Origin of the sequence: Hyphomonas sp. CY54-11-8, assembly GCF_000682735.1 — a bacterium.
Classification (GTDB): Bacteria; Pseudomonadota; Alphaproteobacteria; order Caulobacterales; family Hyphomonadaceae; genus Hyphomonas.
In genome coordinates this window covers 490,283-507,571 of sequence record NZ_AWFD01000001.1, presented here as the reverse complement: position 1 = coordinate 507,571, position 17,289 = coordinate 490,283, and the positions used below count along the sequence as shown (strand labels likewise).

The 17,289-nt window shown below is 62.9% G+C and carries 17 protein-coding genes; 7 read left to right on the top strand and 10 right to left on the bottom strand.

What is annotated here, in order from left to right:
- Positions 1–2: 2 nt before the first annotated feature.
- Positions 3–1,193: an aspartate aminotransferase family protein gene (locus HY17_RS02635; protein ID WP_034761880.1), complete on the bottom strand. Its 1,191-nt coding sequence runs from the start codon at positions 1,191–1,193 to the stop codon at positions 3–5.
- A 148-nt stretch (positions 1,194–1,341) separates the two neighbouring features.
- Between HY17_RS02635 and HY17_RS02630 the strand changes: the two genes are divergently transcribed.
- Positions 1,342–1,755, top strand: a complete 414-nt coding sequence (locus HY17_RS02630; protein WP_034761878.1) for a hypothetical protein — start codon at positions 1,342–1,344, stop codon at positions 1,753–1,755.
- Between the two features lie 268 nt (positions 1,756–2,023).
- Here HY17_RS02630 and hisG read toward each other — a convergent pair whose 3' ends face one another.
- The 8 genes from hisG to HY17_RS02590 all read right to left on the bottom strand — a co-directional run bounded on the left by hisG (position 2,024) and on the right by HY17_RS02590 (position 8,441).
- Positions 2,024–2,746: an ATP phosphoribosyltransferase gene (gene hisG, locus HY17_RS02625; protein WP_051599554.1), complete on the bottom strand. Its 723-nt coding sequence runs from the start codon at positions 2,744–2,746 to the stop codon at positions 2,024–2,026.
- The gene (locus HY17_RS02620) at positions 2,743–3,873 is read right to left on the bottom strand and encodes an ATP phosphoribosyltransferase regulatory subunit (RefSeq protein WP_034761875.1); all 1,131 of its coding nucleotides are present in this window, start codon (positions 3,871–3,873) and stop codon (positions 2,743–2,745) included. Before HY17_RS02620 ends, hisG begins: the two co-directional genes overlap by 4 nt.
- The gene (gene hisS / locus HY17_RS02615) at positions 3,870–5,351 is read right to left on the bottom strand and encodes a histidine--tRNA ligase (protein WP_034761873.1); all 1,482 of its coding nucleotides are present in this window, start codon (positions 5,349–5,351) and stop codon (positions 3,870–3,872) included. Before hisS ends, HY17_RS02620 begins: the two co-directional genes overlap by 4 nt.
- A 269-nt stretch (positions 5,352–5,620) precedes the next feature.
- On the bottom strand, positions 5,621–6,097 hold the full coding sequence (locus HY17_RS02610; protein WP_034761868.1) for a PaaI family thioesterase: 477 nt from the start codon (positions 6,095–6,097) through the stop codon (positions 5,621–5,623).
- Positions 6,098–6,168: 71 nt separating this feature from the next.
- Complete coding sequence (locus HY17_RS19120) at positions 6,169–6,819, bottom strand: CPBP family intramembrane glutamic endopeptidase (protein ID WP_139068872.1); 651 nt, start codon at positions 6,817–6,819, stop codon at positions 6,169–6,171.
- Between the two features lie 148 nt (positions 6,820–6,967).
- Positions 6,968–7,456, bottom strand: a complete 489-nt coding sequence (locus HY17_RS02600) for a hypothetical protein (RefSeq protein ID WP_051599552.1) — start codon at positions 7,454–7,456, stop codon at positions 6,968–6,970.
- Positions 7,457–7,593: 137 nt separating this feature from the next.
- Positions 7,594–7,773 (bottom strand): rubredoxin, encoded by a 180-nt coding sequence (locus HY17_RS02595; protein ID WP_034761866.1) that lies wholly within the window; start codon positions 7,771–7,773, stop codon positions 7,594–7,596.
- Between the two features lie 14 nt (positions 7,774–7,787).
- On the bottom strand, positions 7,788–8,441 hold the full coding sequence (locus HY17_RS02590) for a TetR/AcrR family transcriptional regulator (protein WP_051599551.1): 654 nt from the start codon (positions 8,439–8,441) through the stop codon (positions 7,788–7,790).
- Positions 8,442–8,537: 96 nt separating this feature from the next.
- Between HY17_RS02590 and HY17_RS02585 the strand changes: the two genes are divergently transcribed.
- On the top strand, positions 8,538–9,812 hold the full coding sequence (locus HY17_RS02585; RefSeq protein WP_034761861.1) for a cytochrome P450: 1,275 nt from the start codon (positions 8,538–8,540) through the stop codon (positions 9,810–9,812).
- Between the two features lie 18 nt (positions 9,813–9,830).
- Here HY17_RS02585 and HY17_RS02580 read toward each other — a convergent pair whose 3' ends face one another.
- The gene (locus HY17_RS02580; protein ID WP_034762517.1) at positions 9,831–11,195 is read right to left on the bottom strand and encodes an AarF/ABC1/UbiB kinase family protein; all 1,365 of its coding nucleotides are present in this window, start codon (positions 11,193–11,195) and stop codon (positions 9,831–9,833) included.
- Between the two features lie 285 nt (positions 11,196–11,480).
- On the opposite strand from HY17_RS02580, the gene HY17_RS02575 reads away from it, so the two are divergent.
- From HY17_RS02575 to recF, 5 genes are all read left to right on the top strand, one after another.
- On the top strand, positions 11,481–12,263 hold the full coding sequence (locus HY17_RS02575; RefSeq protein ID WP_034761858.1) for an enoyl-CoA hydratase: 783 nt from the start codon (positions 11,481–11,483) through the stop codon (positions 12,261–12,263).
- A gap of 125 nt (positions 12,264–12,388) precedes the next feature.
- Positions 12,389–12,652 carry a 30S ribosomal protein S20 gene (gene rpsT, locus HY17_RS02570; RefSeq protein ID WP_034761856.1) on the top strand — a complete coding sequence of 88 codons (264 nt, stop codon included), beginning with the start codon at positions 12,389–12,391 and terminating at the stop codon, positions 12,650–12,652.
- Positions 12,653–13,335: 683 nt separating this feature from the next.
- Positions 13,336–14,826, top strand: a complete 1,491-nt coding sequence (locus HY17_RS02565; protein ID WP_197020210.1) for a DnaA ATPase domain-containing protein — start codon at positions 13,336–13,338, stop codon at positions 14,824–14,826.
- 188 nt (positions 14,827–15,014) lie between these two features.
- Entirely contained in the window at positions 15,015–16,136 is a 1,122-nt protein-coding gene (gene dnaN, locus HY17_RS02560) for a DNA polymerase III subunit beta (protein WP_034762513.1), read from the top strand.
- Between the two features lie 37 nt (positions 16,137–16,173).
- Entirely contained in the window at positions 16,174–17,289 is a 1,116-nt protein-coding gene (gene recF, locus HY17_RS02555) for a DNA replication/repair protein RecF (RefSeq protein WP_034761853.1), read from the top strand.

Genomic DNA, 17,289 nt, shown 5'->3' with positions numbered 1-17,289 from the left:
TCCTATGCCGGGTCCCATTCGCCGATGGCCTCGTCCATGATGCGGGTAGCTTCGCGGACGTTTTCATCCGTAATCACCAGCGGCGGTGCGAGACGCAGCACATTGTTTCCGGCAACACCGGTCAGAAGGTTCTTGTCGCGGCAGACGCCCTGCAGGCCTTTCGGATCAGCCTTCATTTTCAGGCCAGTCAACAGGCCCCTGCCGGTCACGCCTTCCACCTTGTCGGGATGGCTGTCGGCGATGCTCTTCAGGCTTTGCGCCATCGTGCCGGAGACGCGGCGCACTTCTGCCAGGAAGTCCTCGTCCGAAATGATGTCCCAGACGACGTTGCCGACGGCCATGGCCAGCGGGTTGCCGCCATAGGTCGAGCCGTGGCTGCCCGGCTGCATGTGCTCGCCGCAAGCCTCTGTCGTCAGGCACGCGCCGAATGGGAAGCCGCCGCCGATGCCCTTGGCCGAGCACAGGATGTCCGGCGCCGCGCCTTCGGCCCATTCATGGGCGAAAAGCTTGCCGGTCCGGCCCATGCCGCACTGGACTTCGTCAAAGATCAGCAGCACGCCGTGTTCGTCGCACAGGTCACGCAGGCCCTTCAGGCACTGTTCCGGCATGGCGCGCACGCCGCCTTCGCCCTGCACAGGCTCGACCAGGACCGCCGCAGCGGTCGGCCGGGCCACGGCTTCCTTCAGCGCATCATGGTCGCCCCATTCGAGATGGACGAAACCAGGCAGCGCCGGGCCGAAGCCTTCCAGGTATTTCGGATTGCCGCCGGCATTGATCGCGCCCAGCGAACGGCCGTGGAAGGCGCCCGTGAAGGTGATGATGTCGATCCGGTCTTCATGGCCATTGGCCCACTGATACTTGCGCGCGGACTTGATCGCGCACTCGATCGCTTCGGTGCCGGAGTTCGTGAAAAAGACGCGGTCGGCGAAGGTGTCGCGGCAGATCTTGTCGGCCAGCTCTTCGGCGCCGCGTACACGGAACATGTTGGACGTATGCCACAGCTTGCCCGCCTGCTCGCGCAGGGCGTCCACCATGGCCGGGTGCGAATGGCCAAGCGCGTTGACCGCAATGCCTGCAATGAAGTCCAGATATCGCGTGCCGTCTTCGGTGTAGAGGTAGACACCCTCCCCTTTGTCGAAGACCTGTTCTGGCGGCCGGTAGACCGGCATGATATGCTGGCGGGGATCGCTCATCTTTTGCCCTTCCGATGTCGCGAGGATTTCTCTCAGGGCGCCACGCATGACGGGGGGCTGACCGGAAGTCAACACACAGCGCACCTGTGCATGTGACAGTGGGTTCGATTCACGCTTATGTACGGCTGAAATGAACGGGAGTCAGAGGATGAAGACGCTCGCCAGCCTGGCCACGGGGCTCGGCCTGCTTGTGCTGCCGGCAGCCGCCCAGTCGGTTGGTGGACGGCTGTCTCCGCCCCTGAATGTCGTGCAGGCCCCGGCCGTTCCGGAGAGGTCTGACAGCCCGGAAGTGTCGCAGCGTCAATCCATGGTGATCGAGGAAGACGGAACGGTCCGGTTCCTCACACCGGCTGAAGCTGCAGAGCTGTTTGTGCCGTCCGACCGGGCCAGCGAATTCAATGTCGAGCTCGATCAGCCGGATGACGCACCCGATTCCCTGAAGATCGAAGTGTCGGGCGCAGAGATCAGCGAAACCCTCACGCCCGACGGCGACACGCGAATCCTGAGGGTCGTTCCGGAAGACGGAAGCCCTAGCTGGCTGATCACTATTACAAAAGATTAATCGAAAAACGATAATAGAACTTGACGATAAACGATAAGTACTTATTGTTAATCGTGAAGCCGGGCGGGACGGATGTGATGTCCAAACGCCCCCTACCTCACCTGAGCCGTTGCTCCGGTCTGCCCGGTCTTCACTTACCCTGAATTATACCCCCCAAACGGAAGAGGCGCGGACCCTTGGTCCGCGCCTCCCACCGTTTGCAGCGTTTCCTCCCAGAAACTTGCTGGGACATAAGGCCGCGCATTTCCGGATGTGTCAAGATTGTGTCCTAGATTTTTTCTAGTAATTCCTTACCTTTAATTGCTGCACCTGCGAACAAGACCTCCAGGCTGGCCTTGGCTTCAGATGACCATACGGCACCCGGTGACACCGCAAAGACCGCCTCGCTTTTCAGAATCAGCCCGTCTGACAGGATCTTCAGTCCGTTGGCCTTCAGCGTCGCCCCGGTGGAGGTGATATCCACGATCACGTCGGCCGAACCTGTCGTTGGGGCGGCTTCAGTCGCTCCCGCGCTCTCGACGAGGCGGTATTCGCCGACCGACCGCGCCGCGAAGAAGCGCCGGGTCAGGCGCATATATTTGGTCGCAACCCGCAGGCGGCGGTGGTGCGCCTTGCGGAACGCAGCCCCGGCCGCTTCAAGGTCGGACATCGTGTCGACATCCACCCAGGCCTGCGGCACGGCGACGATCACGTCTGCCCCACCGAAGCCCAGCCGTTTCACGACGTCGAAATCGCTCTCCCCGGTCGGGGCGAGGTCATGCAGCAGGTCTTCGCCGGTTACGCCCGCATGCAGGCTGCCATCGACAAGGCCTTGCGCGATCTCCCGCGCCGACAGGAGACGCATCTCCACATCGCCAAGCCCTTCGATCTGGGCTTGGTAGCCGCGCTCGCCGCCAATCTGGGTGACGGGGAAGCCTGCGGAGGCCAGCCATGCCTCGGATTTTTCCTTCAGCCGCCCCTTGGACGGAATGGCGAGTGACAGACGGGTCATGCGCCCCTCCCCTTTGCACGCAGCACGCGGTCGGGCCGCACAACGCCGCCAATGGCGGTGGCGTTCGCCTTGCCGTTCGAGAGACCGGAAACGAGACCGTCATACCGCCCGCCGGAAGCGATGGGCTGGCGCTCGCTCAAATTCGGCCCCAGCGTCTCGAACAGGAAGCCGTCATAATAGGTGAACCGCCGCCCGAAGCCGGACCGGAAGCGGCAGATCGCCTTCACCTCAGGCAGCAATTCCCGGATCAGTTCCATGCGCCGGGCCACACGGTCGATCGCACTGGAGGTGCGTGACAGGCTGTATTTCACAGCGATTGCGTCCAACTGGTCAGCGGCCTCGGCAGCGGTGCAGTTCACCGCCGCCAGCGCGCCGATGACCTCTCGCACTTTTTCCGGCACCCCGCCTGCAGCAAGCGCCGCGGCCCGGGCACGCAGCCCAGCGATGATTTCCGGAACGCTCCGTGTCCCGATCAAGGGGATGCCCCGCTCGGCCAGTGCTGCCCGGAAGGCCGTTTCGGCTTCTTCCAGCGTGGCAGCTTCCAGCGTCGGCACAAGGTCTGCCTCGATCGGCGCTGGCGATGCCTCGACCAGCGCCCGTACGCCGCCTTCCTGCCGGAACGCGCGCTTCAACAGGTCTGCCGTGACGCGCGGCAGGCCCAGCGCATCGATGAACGCCGGGAAGATTGCGAGGTCTCCGGTGGCAATTGCCACAGGCACCACACCGCAATCGCGAACGGCTTCGTGCACCAGCGCAAAGGCCTCGGCATCCTCGACCGGATCGGAGTCCCGCCCGAAGCGTTCAAAGCCGACCTGCGTGAATTCCATCGGGTCGCCAGCGGCTGCTGGCAGTCGGAAGGCCTCAGCGGCATAGCAATAGGCCTTCGGGCCGTTGGTCCCGCCGGCGAGCCGGTCTGCTTCCAGCCCCGCCACCGGCAGGGTCAGGTCCGGGCGCATGACCATTTCGTTTCCGCGATGATCCGTAAACACGCAAAGTCGCGCGCGGACCGCCTCGCCTGACAATTCCAGCGGAATGTCGGACGGCAGGATATAGGCCGGGTTCACCGGTTTGGCACCGGAGGCCTCGAACCGGGACCGGGCCGCCTTCACGACAGCTGCATAGGTCATGCCTGAGCCTCGACGATGCGGCGGATGGCTTCAACCATCTCTGCGCGCGGTACTTCGATCTGGCCCGGGCGGGCTTCGCGGTATTCCTCATTGGACTTGATGGCCTTCGCTTTAAGCGCACCCATTTCAAGGTCCTTGATCGTCACCGTGCCCTTGGCCATCTCGTCCTCGCCGACGATGACGACGGCGGGTGCGTTGCGGCGGTCAGCATATTTCATTTGCGGCCGCATGCCGGAGGCGCCCATGTACGCCTCAGCCCGGATGCCTGCGCGGCGGAGGTCCGTCGCGATGGAGAGTGCCGTGGACGGATTTTCCTTGTCGAGGTTCAACACCACAACCGGGCCGTCCAGCTTGCCTGTCTCGCCCATGATCTGCAGGGCGGACGCGAGGCGGGAGATTCCGATGGAGAAGCCCGTCGCCGGAACCGTCTCGCCGGTGAAGCGCGCGACGAGGTCGTCATACCGCCCGCCGCCGCCAATGGAGCCAATGCGATAGGTCTTGCCATCTTCGCCGGTCACTTCTCGCAGCAGCTCGGCCTCATAGACCGGGCCGGTATAGTATTCGAGGCCGCGCACGACCGACGGGTCGATCACGACATCGCCTTCCGGCGCGCCCAGCGCATCGAGCGCGAGCGCGATGGCTTCCAGTTCGGCAAGGCCCGCCTTGCCCTCTTCCGTCGCACCTGTGGCTTTCGAAAGATTGGCCAGCGTTTCGGCCCGCGTTGCCGCACCGGCTTCCGCGAAGGCGAGCACCGTCTTCACCTTGTCCGCATCCAGCCCGGCACCCTTGGTGAAGTCGCCGCTCTCATCCATGCGGCCCTTGCCCAGCAGGTCGGCAACGCCGGAAGACCCGAGCCGGTCCAGCTTGTCGAGCGCGCGCAGGATGGCGAGGCGCGTCTCAGCGCTGGAGGCACCCACCCCGTCCAGCACACCATTCAGCAGGCGGCGCGTGTTCACGCGGAGCACGAACTCGCCCGTCTCCATGCCCACGGCGCGGAGGGCTTCGGCGCCCATGGCGATCATCTCGGCATCGGCATGGAAGCCCGGTGCGCCAACTGTGTCCGCATCGCACTGCCAGAATTCGCGGAAGCGCCCCGGCCCTGGCTTCTCGTTGCGCCAGACAGGCCCGGCAGCATAACGGCGGAACGGCTTGCCGAGCGACTGGCCAGCCTCTGCCACAAAACGCGCGAGCGGCGCCGTCAGGTCATAGCGCAGCGAGATCCACTGCTCGTCATCGTCCTGAAGCGAAAAGACGCCGGCATTCGGTCGATCGTCGTCGGGAAGGAACTTGCCCAACGCATCGGCATATTCGAACGCGCCGGTGTCGAGCGCCTCGAAACCCCACTGGCGGTAAACCGCGGTGACCTTGCCGACCAGCTCTGCCTGGGCATGGATCAGGCCCTCGCGCTTGTCGGGAAAGCCGCGCGGCTTGCGGGCGAGGTCTTTGCCGGAGAGAGGCTGGCTGTCTTTGTCGCTCATGTTTCGCTCTTGGGGTCGCTCTTAGTCGTGTTTGCGCACCGCATAGTCGGTGCTGGTCCGGATTGGAAGGCGACACGTCAACATCAGGCACGCCCCGGCGGTGGCCTGCCTCGTCTGGTCTGGTTCTTCGGGGGAACACTTTAGCAGAGGCGCAGCCGGATCGGTTCGCGCCTCGTCGGCGCGTCACGAATGATGGTGATGGTGGTTCAGTGCAGTGTTCATTACGAAATGGCCGATACGGGGGCGGCCCGGCAAAGTCAACCGAAAGCTCAGGCGTTCTGTTCCTGCCGTGTGAACGGCTTCTGCTGCCCGTCCCGGCGCTCGATCACCTTGAAGATGCCCGTGCCCCGCATCAGCAGCTTGTCACCGGCCCAGATCTTCCCCTCGACCGTGAAGACATCGTCCTGCCGGCCGATTACATGGCCCTTGCCTTCGACGAAGCTGCCCATGCTGGCGCCCGACAGGAAGTCGCACATCAGGCGGACCGTCACCCACCAGGTGTCGTCATCCTTCTCCACCGCCGCGCCCCAGGCCATGTCGGCAAAGGTCATGAGCATGCCGCCATGGGCATTCATCATGCCGTTGGTGTGATGCTCCTCGACACGGAAGGCGCGGGTCAGGCCGCCCGTCTCGTCCCGCTTCTCGAACAGCGGACCCACCTGGCGGCCAAAACCCCGGTGCCAGGGCAGCATCTGGTAGCCTTCCGGCAGGTCGAATGTCTGGTTGCGTGAAAGATCGTCAGTCATGGCGACCGCTTAGCGCTGTCCGCCGGGATTTGCCAGCCCTCCCCCAACGAAGGGGCGCTGCACTGGGCGCGTCACATCGTCAGCGAGATAAGGTTGATGAACAAATGCGCCATGATCGGCAGGAACAGGCCGCCGCTCGCCACACGCAGTAGGCCCAGCACCATGCCGTACATCATCACCATCAGGATGCCGATCCAGCCATACTGGATATGCTGGATGGCAAAGATCGCGGCCGAGAGGCCTGCTGCTGAAAACGGCGACCAGCCGCGGGCGAGCAGGACGCCCATGACCAGCCCTCGATAGACGAACTCTTCCGCAAAAGGGGCGACCAGAACCACAGCAAACAGGATTTCCGCCCGCCGGCCGGTCTGCAGTTGTTGCGTAAAACTGTCACTGACGCTCAGCCCCCCTGGTCCGAACATCGTGGCCAGAAGGTCAGCCATGAAGGTGGCAAGGGCAACCGCGATCATGGCCACCACGACGGCGAATAGCACGATCATCAGGTTCATGTCGCCGGGCTCGGCCACTTCGTCAGCCACCCCCTGAACCTTGAGATAGCCATAGATCGCCATCACGGTCAGGACATTGGCAATGCCGGACAGCGTGATGATCGACATGCCCGGCATCAGGCCATGGACAACGATCGCCGGCAGGATGACCAGGAACTGGTAAGCGACGGCGACAATGATTGCCGTCCAGACCATCGAGCGAAGCCTGGTCACTTGTGTCGCCCGTCCCTGCTGTATGCCAAATTGAACCGCACCCGTAGAACTCCCGGCCCCGGGGATCAAGCTTACACTGGAACACAAATACGGCAGACAACGGTAAGCCGCCGGCGCAAACCGGCGGCTTCTGTCGATGGCCCAAAACCTAGTCGCGGAAATTCATTTCCTGCAGAAGGGTCGTTCCGGTGATTTCACGGAACTCCGCCCGGTCGGCATTTTCCGAAACAAGCTGTTCCGTAGACGCTTCGGCCCACTCCCGGAACGCCGCATACTGCGCTTCGGATTCCGGCCCGCTCGGGATCTTCTCCATGATGGTCACGAGATAAAGGTCCGGCTCGCCAGCCCGGTTATAATAGTTGCCGAAGACCATGTAGCCCTTGATCCAGCCCTGCGATTTGGCGAACTCCTGCGAAGCACGCCAGCGGTCCGCCAGATGGTTGGCATAATAGAGGCCGCCACCGGGTTTGATGTCGACGCCCGTGATTTCCCAGAAGTCGCCGCTGACCAGCGGATAACCATCATCGGCTGTGGCAGCCTCTGCGGCCGGCTCCTGTGCGGTCGCACTGGTGATACAGCCCGCCAGCGCGACGGTGAGCGCCACGCCGGTGATTTTCAGTGAATGGATCAAACGCATTATATTTCCTCCCTTATTTTTTATTCGACATAGTTAACACAAATTAACTATTTCGCATATCACTTGATTTTGGGGATGATTTTTCTGCGCAGTCCTACTCAGTGTAGAAAATAATTCGCCTGTTTTGACGCTATTCTTCAGAGCTCGATCATGTCGAAATCGGATTTGGGCGTGCCGCAGAGCGGGCAGACCCAATCCTCCGGAATGTCGGCCCAGCGCGTGCCGGGCGCCAGCCCTTCTGTCGGGTCGCCATGTTCTTCTTCGTAAATGTAGCCGCAGGTGCGGCACTGCCAGACCTTGTAAGGTGCCTCGCTCATTCCTTCCCTCCTCCTCAGACCGGTGCCAGGCGCGCGCGCAATGACTGGACCAGCGCATCCTTGATGGGTGCGATGTCCGTGCCCGGGTCGATCATGTTCTGCATGCGAATGCCGATCAGCGCGCAGCCCGCCATCAGGGCGGTCGCGTCGGCGTCGGCATCTTTGCGGATGCTGCCTTCGGCTTGCCCGCGCTCAATGAGGCTGCGGATCAGCACGCGTTCCACCTCGTGGGACTCGGCGAAGGCCGCGCGGGTTTCCAGCCGGTCGGCAACTGCTGCGGCCAGCAGCATGTAATAGGCCTTGTCTTCTTCCCGCCCGTCCAGCGACCGGCAGTGCAGCTCGACAAAGGCGCACAGGGCCGCGAGGCCATCCATGCGCTCCACGTCTGCCGCCTCCAGCGCTTCGCGCTGCCAGCCGTGCAGGGCAGCGATGAGACTGCGGATCAGCCCGTCCTTGGACCCGAAGCGCTGCGTGACGAGGCCGCGGGAATAGCCCGCCTCCTTGCCGATCGCATCAAACGTCGCGGCTGCCACACCGTTGGCGGACACGACCCGCATCGTCGCTTCCAGCAATTCCTGTTCGGACCGTTCACGCCGCTCAGCCTGCGTGAGCCGTCCGCCCTGGGCGGCGGCAGGATCGGTCGATGAGGCTGTGGACGCTTGGGACATAATACCGCCTAACATATTTGTTGGCTGTATAGCAAGTATATGTTAAATGCTGTTCCAACCGGGAGCCGGGAGCTGCTCCCACCACCGGAGGAAAGCATGACCATACCCGCCCATATCGCCGAAGCCGTTGTCGATCCGAAGGCCTATGCCGACTGGGATCGCTCGCACGAGGCCTTTGCCTGGCTGCGCAAGAACGCGCCGCTGGATGTCGCCGAGATCGAGGGCTTCGATCCATTCTGGGTGGTCAGCAAACATGCCGACATCCAGAACATCGAGAAGCAGAACGACCTCTTCCACAATGAAGACCGCTCGGCGACGCTGACCAATATCGAGACCGACAAGAAGGTCCGCGAGATGATGGGCGGCTCGCCCAACCTGCTCCGCTCGCTGGTGCAGATGGATAATCCGGACCACATGCAGTACCGCCGCCTGACGCAGGCCTGGTTCATGCCGCAGAACCTCCGCAAGCTGGAAGACCGCATCCGCGAGATCGCCCGCGGCTTCATCGACAAGATGGCCGACAAGGGCACTGAGTGCGACTTCGCCCGCGACGTGGCTTTCCTCTATCCTCTGCACGTCATCATGGAAGTGCTGGGCGTGCCGGAGATCGACGAGCCGCGCATGCTGAAACTGACGCAGGAATTGTTCGGCGCGCAGGATCCGGAAGTGAACCGTTCCGGCGCAGAAGTCACCGACTCCGATACCGGCCTCGCCAACATCCAGGCCACTGTCGCAGACTTCTTCACCTATTTCGTGGAGATGACCGAAGACCGCCGCAAGAACCCGCGCGAAGACCTCGCCAGCGTGATCGCGAACGGCGAAGTCTATGGCAAGCCGCTCGGCCACCTCGAAGCCATGTCCTACTATATCATCGCCGCCACGGCCGGACATGACACGACGTCCAACACGACCGGCGGCGCGCTCTGGGCCCTTGCCGAGAACCAGGACCAGTTCCGTAAACTGAAGGACGATCTCTCGCTGATCCCGTCCATGGTGGAAGAATCCATCCGCTGGGAAACGCCCGTGAAACACTTCATGCGCACCGCCACCGCAGACACCGAGGTCGCCGGCAAGCAGATCAAGAAAAATGACTGGCTGTTCCTGTCCTATCCGTCCGGCAACCGCGATGAGGATGTGTTCGACGATCCCTATTCCTTCAAGATCGACCGCACACCGAACAAGCACGTCGCCTTCGGCTATGGCGCGCATGTCTGCCTCGGCCAGCACCTCGGCCGGATGGAAATGCGCATCCTGTGGGAAGAGCTACTGCCGCGCCTCCAGTCGGTCGAACTGAACGGCAAACCGAGCCGCGTCCAGGCGAACTTCGTCTCCGGCCCGAAATCGATCCCGATCAAATTCAAGATGAACTAGGGCCCTCGCCCACAAGCTTCAGTTCAGGCCGACCGCTGCCAGCGCGTCGGCCTGTCTTTTTGCAACAGTCTCCACCGAGAAGCCTTCGAGGCTCTCTTCGAACAGGCGGCAATAATTGAGCTCTGCGCCAAGGCGCAGATAGGCGGCGCCGAGGCCGATGGCGGCCCGGTCCATGAAGACGAACTCGCGCGGGATCTTCACCGGGCCTTTTTCCTTGAGCAGCTTGCGGACCGTGAAGGCCTCCTTGCGGCCATACTCCCCGGCGGTGACCCCATCGGCGACAGAACGCACGCGGTCGTCCAGCAGCGGGCCATAGATAAAGCGCGCCCAGATGTTCAGCACCTCGACCAGCTCTTTCGAAAGGCCGACAAAGCCCCACTTTTCATAAGCGGCATAGGCCGCATCGAAGTCATCCCGCTGGAGGGCGCGGTAGAGATCGACCACGCCTTCGACAAAGGTTGGCGGGAAGATGCGGATGCAGCCGAAGTCGAGCAGGTTCAGCCCTGTGCCCTCCCCTGTCACCTGGTAATTGCCGAGATGCGGGTCGCCATGGATCACGGCGTGAGAGTTGAACGGCCCCCACCAGGTCCAGAACAGCATTTCGGCGATATGATTGCGCGTCGCCTGAGGCGCGTCCTCGAAAGCGGTGAGGCGCTGGCCGGTCAGCCAGGTCATGGTGAGCAGGCGGTCGGTGGAAAGGTCCTCTACTGGTTCCGGCACCTGCACGAAGTCCTTCCCCGCCAGCATCAGGGCGTAGAGCTCCATATGCTTGGCCTCGCGGGCATAATCGAGCTCCTCGCGCAAGCGGTCGGTGATCTCCTCCACCATGGCGGTCGGGTCGATCGAGCCGTCCATGCGCTTGAACAGGCCGAGCACCGTCTTCAGCTGGCCGACATCGCTCTCTACGGCGCTGGCCATGTCCGGATATTGCAGCTTGCAGGCAACCTTGCGCCCATCATGCAGTGTTGCCGCGTGCACTTGCCCCAGCGAGGCAGCGTGAGAGGCCTCTTGCCCGAACGTCGCGAACCTGCCCTGCCAGTCCCCACCAAGCTCCGCCCGCATGCGCCTGCGCACAAAGGGCCAGCCCATGGCCGGCGCCTCGGCCTGAAGCTGCGCGAATTCGGCAGCGTATTTCTCCGGCAACAGGTCCGGCACGGTGGAAAGCATCTGCGCCACTTTCATCAGCGGGCCTTTGGACTTGCCGAGCGCGGCGGCCAGCGCGCGGGCGATCTTCTCGTCGCCCTGGTCGCCGCCGAACAGGCTCTGCGCGGCGAAGGTCAGCCCTGCCCCGGACAGGTTCGCGCCAACCTTTGCCGTACGGCTGAGGCGCCCGGTCAGGCGGTTGCGTTCAGGATCTTGCGGGCGGTCAGGCGTGTCGCTCATGTCACTCATATAGAGTGTACGCACGAGACTGGCACAGGGTTTGCGGCGCCGCAGGCCAGAATACAGGTCTCAACAGCTTTCTGACTCCACGGGGTGACAAGCCCATCAGGCGGCGTTATAGCGCGCCGCTCGAATTCATGACCGGCCTGTAATGCACGGTTAACCACAAGAGGTACCCGCCGGCGCGTCCGGCCATGCCAATCCCTTCTTAACCAAGATACTCTCATACTGGGCCCTTGTGCTGTCCTGAGGACAGTTCGCGGCCACCGAAAGGATACCCTTTCCATGCCCTACGAAACACTTCTGACAGAGTTCGACGAGGATACCGGCGTTGCCGTGATCCAGATGAACCGCCCGGATGCGCTGAATGCGCTGTCCGAAGCCATGATGAACGACCTGACCAGCGCGCTCGACCGCTGCGACCAGGAAGACAAGGTCGGCTGTGTCATCCTGACCGGCTCCAAAAAGGCCTTCTCCGGCGGTGCCGACATCAAGGAAATCAAGGACAAGACCTTCCCGGAGTCCTATTATGAGGACTTCATCTCCCGGAACTGGGAGCGGACAGCCCGCCTGCGCAAGCCGATTATCGCCGCTGTGTCGGGCTATGCCGTCGGCGGGGGCTGTGAGCTCGCCCTGATGTGCGACATCATCCTGGCGGCCGACAATGCCAAGTTCGGCCAGCCGGAAGTCCGCCTCGGCGTGATGCCAGGCGCCGGCGGCACCCAGCGCCTGACGCGGGCCATCGGCAAGTCGAAAACGATGGAACTCTGCCTGACAGGCCGCCTGATGGACGCCGGTGAAGCCGAGCGCTTTGGCCTCGTCAGCCGCGTGGTGAAGGCCGAGGACCTGATGGACGAAGCCCGCAGCCTCGCCCGCACGATCGCTTCCATGCCCATGGCCGGCGCCATGATGACCAAGGAGGCCGTCAATTATGCCTACGAGACCCCACTCTCGCAGGGCATCCAGTTCGAACGGCGCCTGTTCCAGTCCCTCTTCTCGACCTCGGACCAGAAAGAAGGCATGGCCGCCTATATCGAAAAACGTTCGGCCCATTTCCGCGACAAGTAAGGACAACAGCGCGCAGGTGCATTTTTCCCGCATTGGACGGGACTCTCCGGTTGACGCCCAACCGGCCTTTATGTATCTCCGCGCCTTCAGCCTGAGGGTCGCCCCTCGGGCAACAGGAGTTTGATATGGCTAATACCCGTTCCGCCAAGAAAATGGTCCGCAAGATCGCGCGCCGCACCGAGGTCAACAAGGCCCGTCGCTCGCGCGTGCGCACTTTCGTCCGCCAGGTCGAAGAAGCCATTGCTTCGGGCGACAAGACCGCTGCCGCAGATGCGCTCAAGGCTGCCCAGCCGGAGCTGATGCGTGCCGTCACCAAAGGCGTCATGCACAAGAACACGTCTTCGCGCAAAGTCTCGCGCCTTGCGGCTCGCGTGAAGGCAATGGCGTAACGCCAAAACCTTCCGGACCACCGGCAAGAAACAAACCCGCCTGGCGCCTCGCCTAGCGGGTTTTTTCGTACCTGGAATCTGGCTTGGAATCTGGCTTGGAGTCTGGCCTGGAATCCGGTCCGAAATCTTGCCCGGATTTTGGCCAGAAATCCTGTCTTCGAATATTCTTGCCCTACGCCCAATTCGCAGTCAGGGTTTGCCCGATTGCGTGTCACATAATTGCGGGAAGAACCTACAGAAATGCGATATTGCAGATCTCGCCCCGTCCGCCCCGCACGAATGCGCAGCAAAGACCGGTATTCAAAACCGTTCCAAAATTTTTCCTGCTTTTGGCACGAATTTCACAGCCAATATTGATGAGGTGATGTTGACAGAACAAAAGTGAACTTTTGTGCGCAAGAGCTCACTTCAAAAAAAAAGCAGGTCCATACACGCGCAAAAAACCATTGAGCCATATAGGTTTTTTTCGCCTCTCTGGGGTGCTGTGGAAAGAGTCAACACGCCAATCACGGCTGTCCGAAAAAAGATACACTTGTGTTTGATCACCCCCGTCGGTACCTTGAGTTTACCAACGATAAACATCCCTGTACGGAGTATTTTCGGGGCCAGTTTCGGGTGACTGGACAGGGGTGTTGCGTGCCGGTTTGGTGGCTGAAACAGATAACAAAAAAATGGGGCTCGGCATGGACCGAAATACACTCTTTGACACTCCAGCCAGCGTAGATTCCAAAACCAACAAGAAGATCTCCAGCCTTCCCGGCCAGGCCATCTGGCAGGCCGTCCGGGAACATCTGAAGGAGGTCCTCTCCACCGCGGATTTCGAGCGGTGGATCGCCGATCTGAAGCTGATCGCAGAAGTTGACGGGAAGATCGTGATCGCCGCGCGTGATCGCCTTTCCTACGACCGTGTGTCAGCGGATCATCGCCATATCCTCCAGCGCATCTGGAAGGAGCATGACGATGCCCGGCGCGACATCCGGCTCGTCTGCTGGAAGGAAACAGGGGCTGACCTGCGCGCCATCGTCGAAGATCCGTGGGCCAATGCTGAGCCGGAAGCGGCAGCGGGCAGCGCTGGCAACGGGTCTGGCGGAGATGATGGCGAGGCAGCTCAGACGCCCCGTCCCTCCTCCGGCGCCCCGGAAATGACGTTCGGCACGCTGGTGACCGGAAAATCCAATGCGATTTCCGTGGAACTGGCCAAGCGTGTGGCCGATGGCCAGCCGGTCGGGACACAGGTTCACCTGATTTCCGGCCCGCAGGGCACCGGCAAGACCCATACGCTGCTGGCGCTGCGTACCCGCGCCCTGGAAACCAATGCCGACGCGACGGTCGTGTACCTGACGGCGGAGGAATTCCTGTCGGCCTATACGGACGGCGTGAAGGCGAAGGACACCAGCGCCCTGAAGAAGCGCCTGCGGGCTGCCTCGATCCTGCTGATCGACGACCTGCACCGCATCTCGGGTAAGCCGGGCACGGAGACCGAGCTGTTCCAGAACATCCGCGAAGTCACCGGGCAGGGCGGCAATGTCGTCCTCGCCGGCGACAAGACGCCGGGCGAACTGGCCGGCTTCTCCCCGCGCATGATGAGCGAGCTGAAAGGCGCGACCGTCGTCGAGGTGGAGCTGCCGGACGAAGATATGCGGCGCGAGATCATTCGCCGTCTGGCCCGTCACATCGCGGAGGCTCATCCGGAGTTCGTGCTGGACGAGGCGCTGATCGAGCGGATCCACACCGGTATCCGCGGCCCCGGCCGGGAACTGACTGGCGCAGTCTGGAACCTCTTCACCGAGGCAGGCTTCGGCTCGATGGCGCCGACCTCCGACATGCTGGAACGGGTTATCCGCCGCATGGAAGGGGAAGTGCGGGCGCCGACGATCGAACTGGTGAAAAAGGCAACGATGAAGGTCTTCAATGTCTCGAAGACCGACCTCGAAAGCCCGTCCAAGGCCCGCACAGTCGTCTATCCGCGCCAGATCGCAATGTATCTTTGCCGGGAGCAGACCCATAAGTCGTTCCCGCAGATCGGACGGGCCTTCGGCCGGCGCGATCACACGACCGTGCTCTATGCCCACCGGAAGCTGACCAAGGCCCTGCCGAAGGACACAGAACTGGCCGCAGACATTGCGCGCGTGGCGGCTGCGATCCTCGAACTGCAGGCGGCCGGCGGCCATTAACGAACTGATTAAGCTGGGACCGCGATCAACGCTTGGCTTTTTCGCATGGATGTTTAAGTGTTCTCAGCCCGTTCCCTTCCTAGGGGCGGGCTGATTCCGTTGGCGTGTACCGGCGGGACAGACCAGCAGGCAGACGCAACAGGGTTTAACGGACAGCAGCAGCGCTGTCCGGGATGGACGGAAACACGATGAAACTGACGATCGAACGCGGCGACCTCCTCAATGCGCTCTCTCACGTGCAGAACGTGGTCGAGCGGCGCAACACAATTCCGATCCTGTCCAACGTGCTGCTTCAGGCGTCCGGCGGCGAGCTTCGCCTCACTGCGACGGACCTCGACATCGAAGCGGTCGACAGCGCCCCTGCCAAAGTGGCCAGCGAAGGCGCGGTGACGGCTCCGGCCGGCACCCTGTTCGATGTCGTTCGCAAACTGCCCGCCGGCGCCGAGGTCGAGCTGGAACTGCAGCCGGAGAACCAGCGCCTGTCCATCCAGGCCGGCCGCTCCCATTTCGAACTGCCGACCCTGCCGGCTTCCGATTTCCAGACCATGACCACCGACGACAGCGCCATCAAGTTCGCGCTGGACGCCAAGGACCTGGCCCGCCTGATCGACAAGACCCGTTTCGCGATCTCGACCGAGGAAACGCGCTATTACCTGAACGGTGTCTTCCTGCATGCCACTGACGATGCCGACGGCAAGCCGGTACTGCGTGCTGTCGCAACCGACGGGCACCGCCTGGCGCTTGCCGACACGAAGGCGCCGGAAGGCTCTGCCGGGCTGGAAGGCGTGATCGTGCCGCGCAAGGCCGTGGGCGAAGCCCGCCGCCTGATCGATGGTCTGGACGGTCCGGTCGATGTCGAAGTCTCCGACACCAAGATCATCGTCCGCGCCGGCCGCGCGACGCTGACCTCGAAACTGATCGATGGTGCGTTCCCGGACTATGCCCGCGTGATCCCGAAGGGCAACACGCGCAAGCTGTCGATCGACAACAAGGCCTTCGAAGCCGCTGTCGACCGCGTGTCCACCGTCTCGGCGGAGCGCTCGCGCTCGGTGAAACTGTCCCTTTCGGACGGCAAGCTGGTGCTGGCGGTGAACCATGCCGAAACTGGCGTCGGAAACGAGGAACTCGAAGCCGAGTATGGCGACGAGCCGATGGAGATCGGCTTCAACGCGAAATACCTGCTCGACATTGCCGGCCAGATCGAAGCGCCGGATGCCGAATTCATGTTCAATGACCCGGCCTCCCCTGCCCTCGTCCTGGACCCGTCCGACGACTCCGCCCGCTACGTGCTGATGCCACTGCGCGTCTGATCCAGGAGGCCAGGCGGCGCAGAGCCCGCATGACGACATGACCGCACTTACGAGACTGTCGCTTACGGACTTCCGCAATTATGAGTCCCTGACCCTGCCGCTGGATGGCCGGCATGTCTGCCTCTATGGCGCCAATGGCGCAGGCAAGACCAATCTGCTGGAAGCCGTCAGCCAGCTTGGACCGGGCCGGGGGCTTCGTTCCTCCACCCTGCCCGACATGGCGCGATCCGGCTCAGCCGGAAGCTGGACCGTTGCCGCGACACTCGCCGACGAGCACAGGATCGGCGTGACGCTGGACACATCCGGCGGCGGATCGAAGCGGATCGTGCGGCTCGACGGCGCGCCGTCGACGGCAACGGAACTGGCAGAGATCGTCCGCATCGTCTGGCTGACCCCGAACATGGACGGCGTCTTCCGCGGCAGCGCCAGCGACCGGCGGCGCTTCTATGACCGGCTCGTTCTGGCCCATACGCCGTCGCATGCCAGCGCCTCGAGCCGGTATGAGCGCGCGATGCGCGAACGCAATGCCCTGCTGGAGCGCGGCCATGTCGACCCGGCCTGGGCCGATGCGATCGAGACGCGCCTCGCCGAAAGCGGGGCCGAGATCGCCATCAACCGCGCGCATGTCCTGGAGTCCCTGCAGGCCGCGATCGAAGCCCGCCCGGAGGGGCATTTTCCGAAGGCGGATGTTTCCCTCGAAGGCAAGGCCGAAGAGGCCGCCATGCGCGGCGAGGATTTCAAATTCATTTTCGAAATGCTGGCCGAGACCTGGCGCACATCCCGCCGGCGCGACATGGCCGCCGGGCGCACGCTGGAAGGCCCGCACCGCTCAGACCTCGCCGTTATTCACCGCCCGACCGGCGCGCCCGCCAAGGACGCCTCCACCGGACAGCAGAAAGCGCTGCTGATCGGTCTGATCCTCGCCTCAGCCACAGCGCTGAAGGCGGAGCGTGACGGGCCGCCGCCCCTGCTGCTGCTGGATGAGGCCGCCGCGCATCTCGATCCTGACCGGCGCGCCGCCCTGTTCGATGAGATCTGCGCTCTCGGCGGCCAGGCCTGGCTGACCGGCACGGAGAAATTCCTGTTCGACAGTTTCGGCGACCGCGCCCAGGCCCTGCACGTGCAGGACGGCACGGTCACCTTTGACGACTAG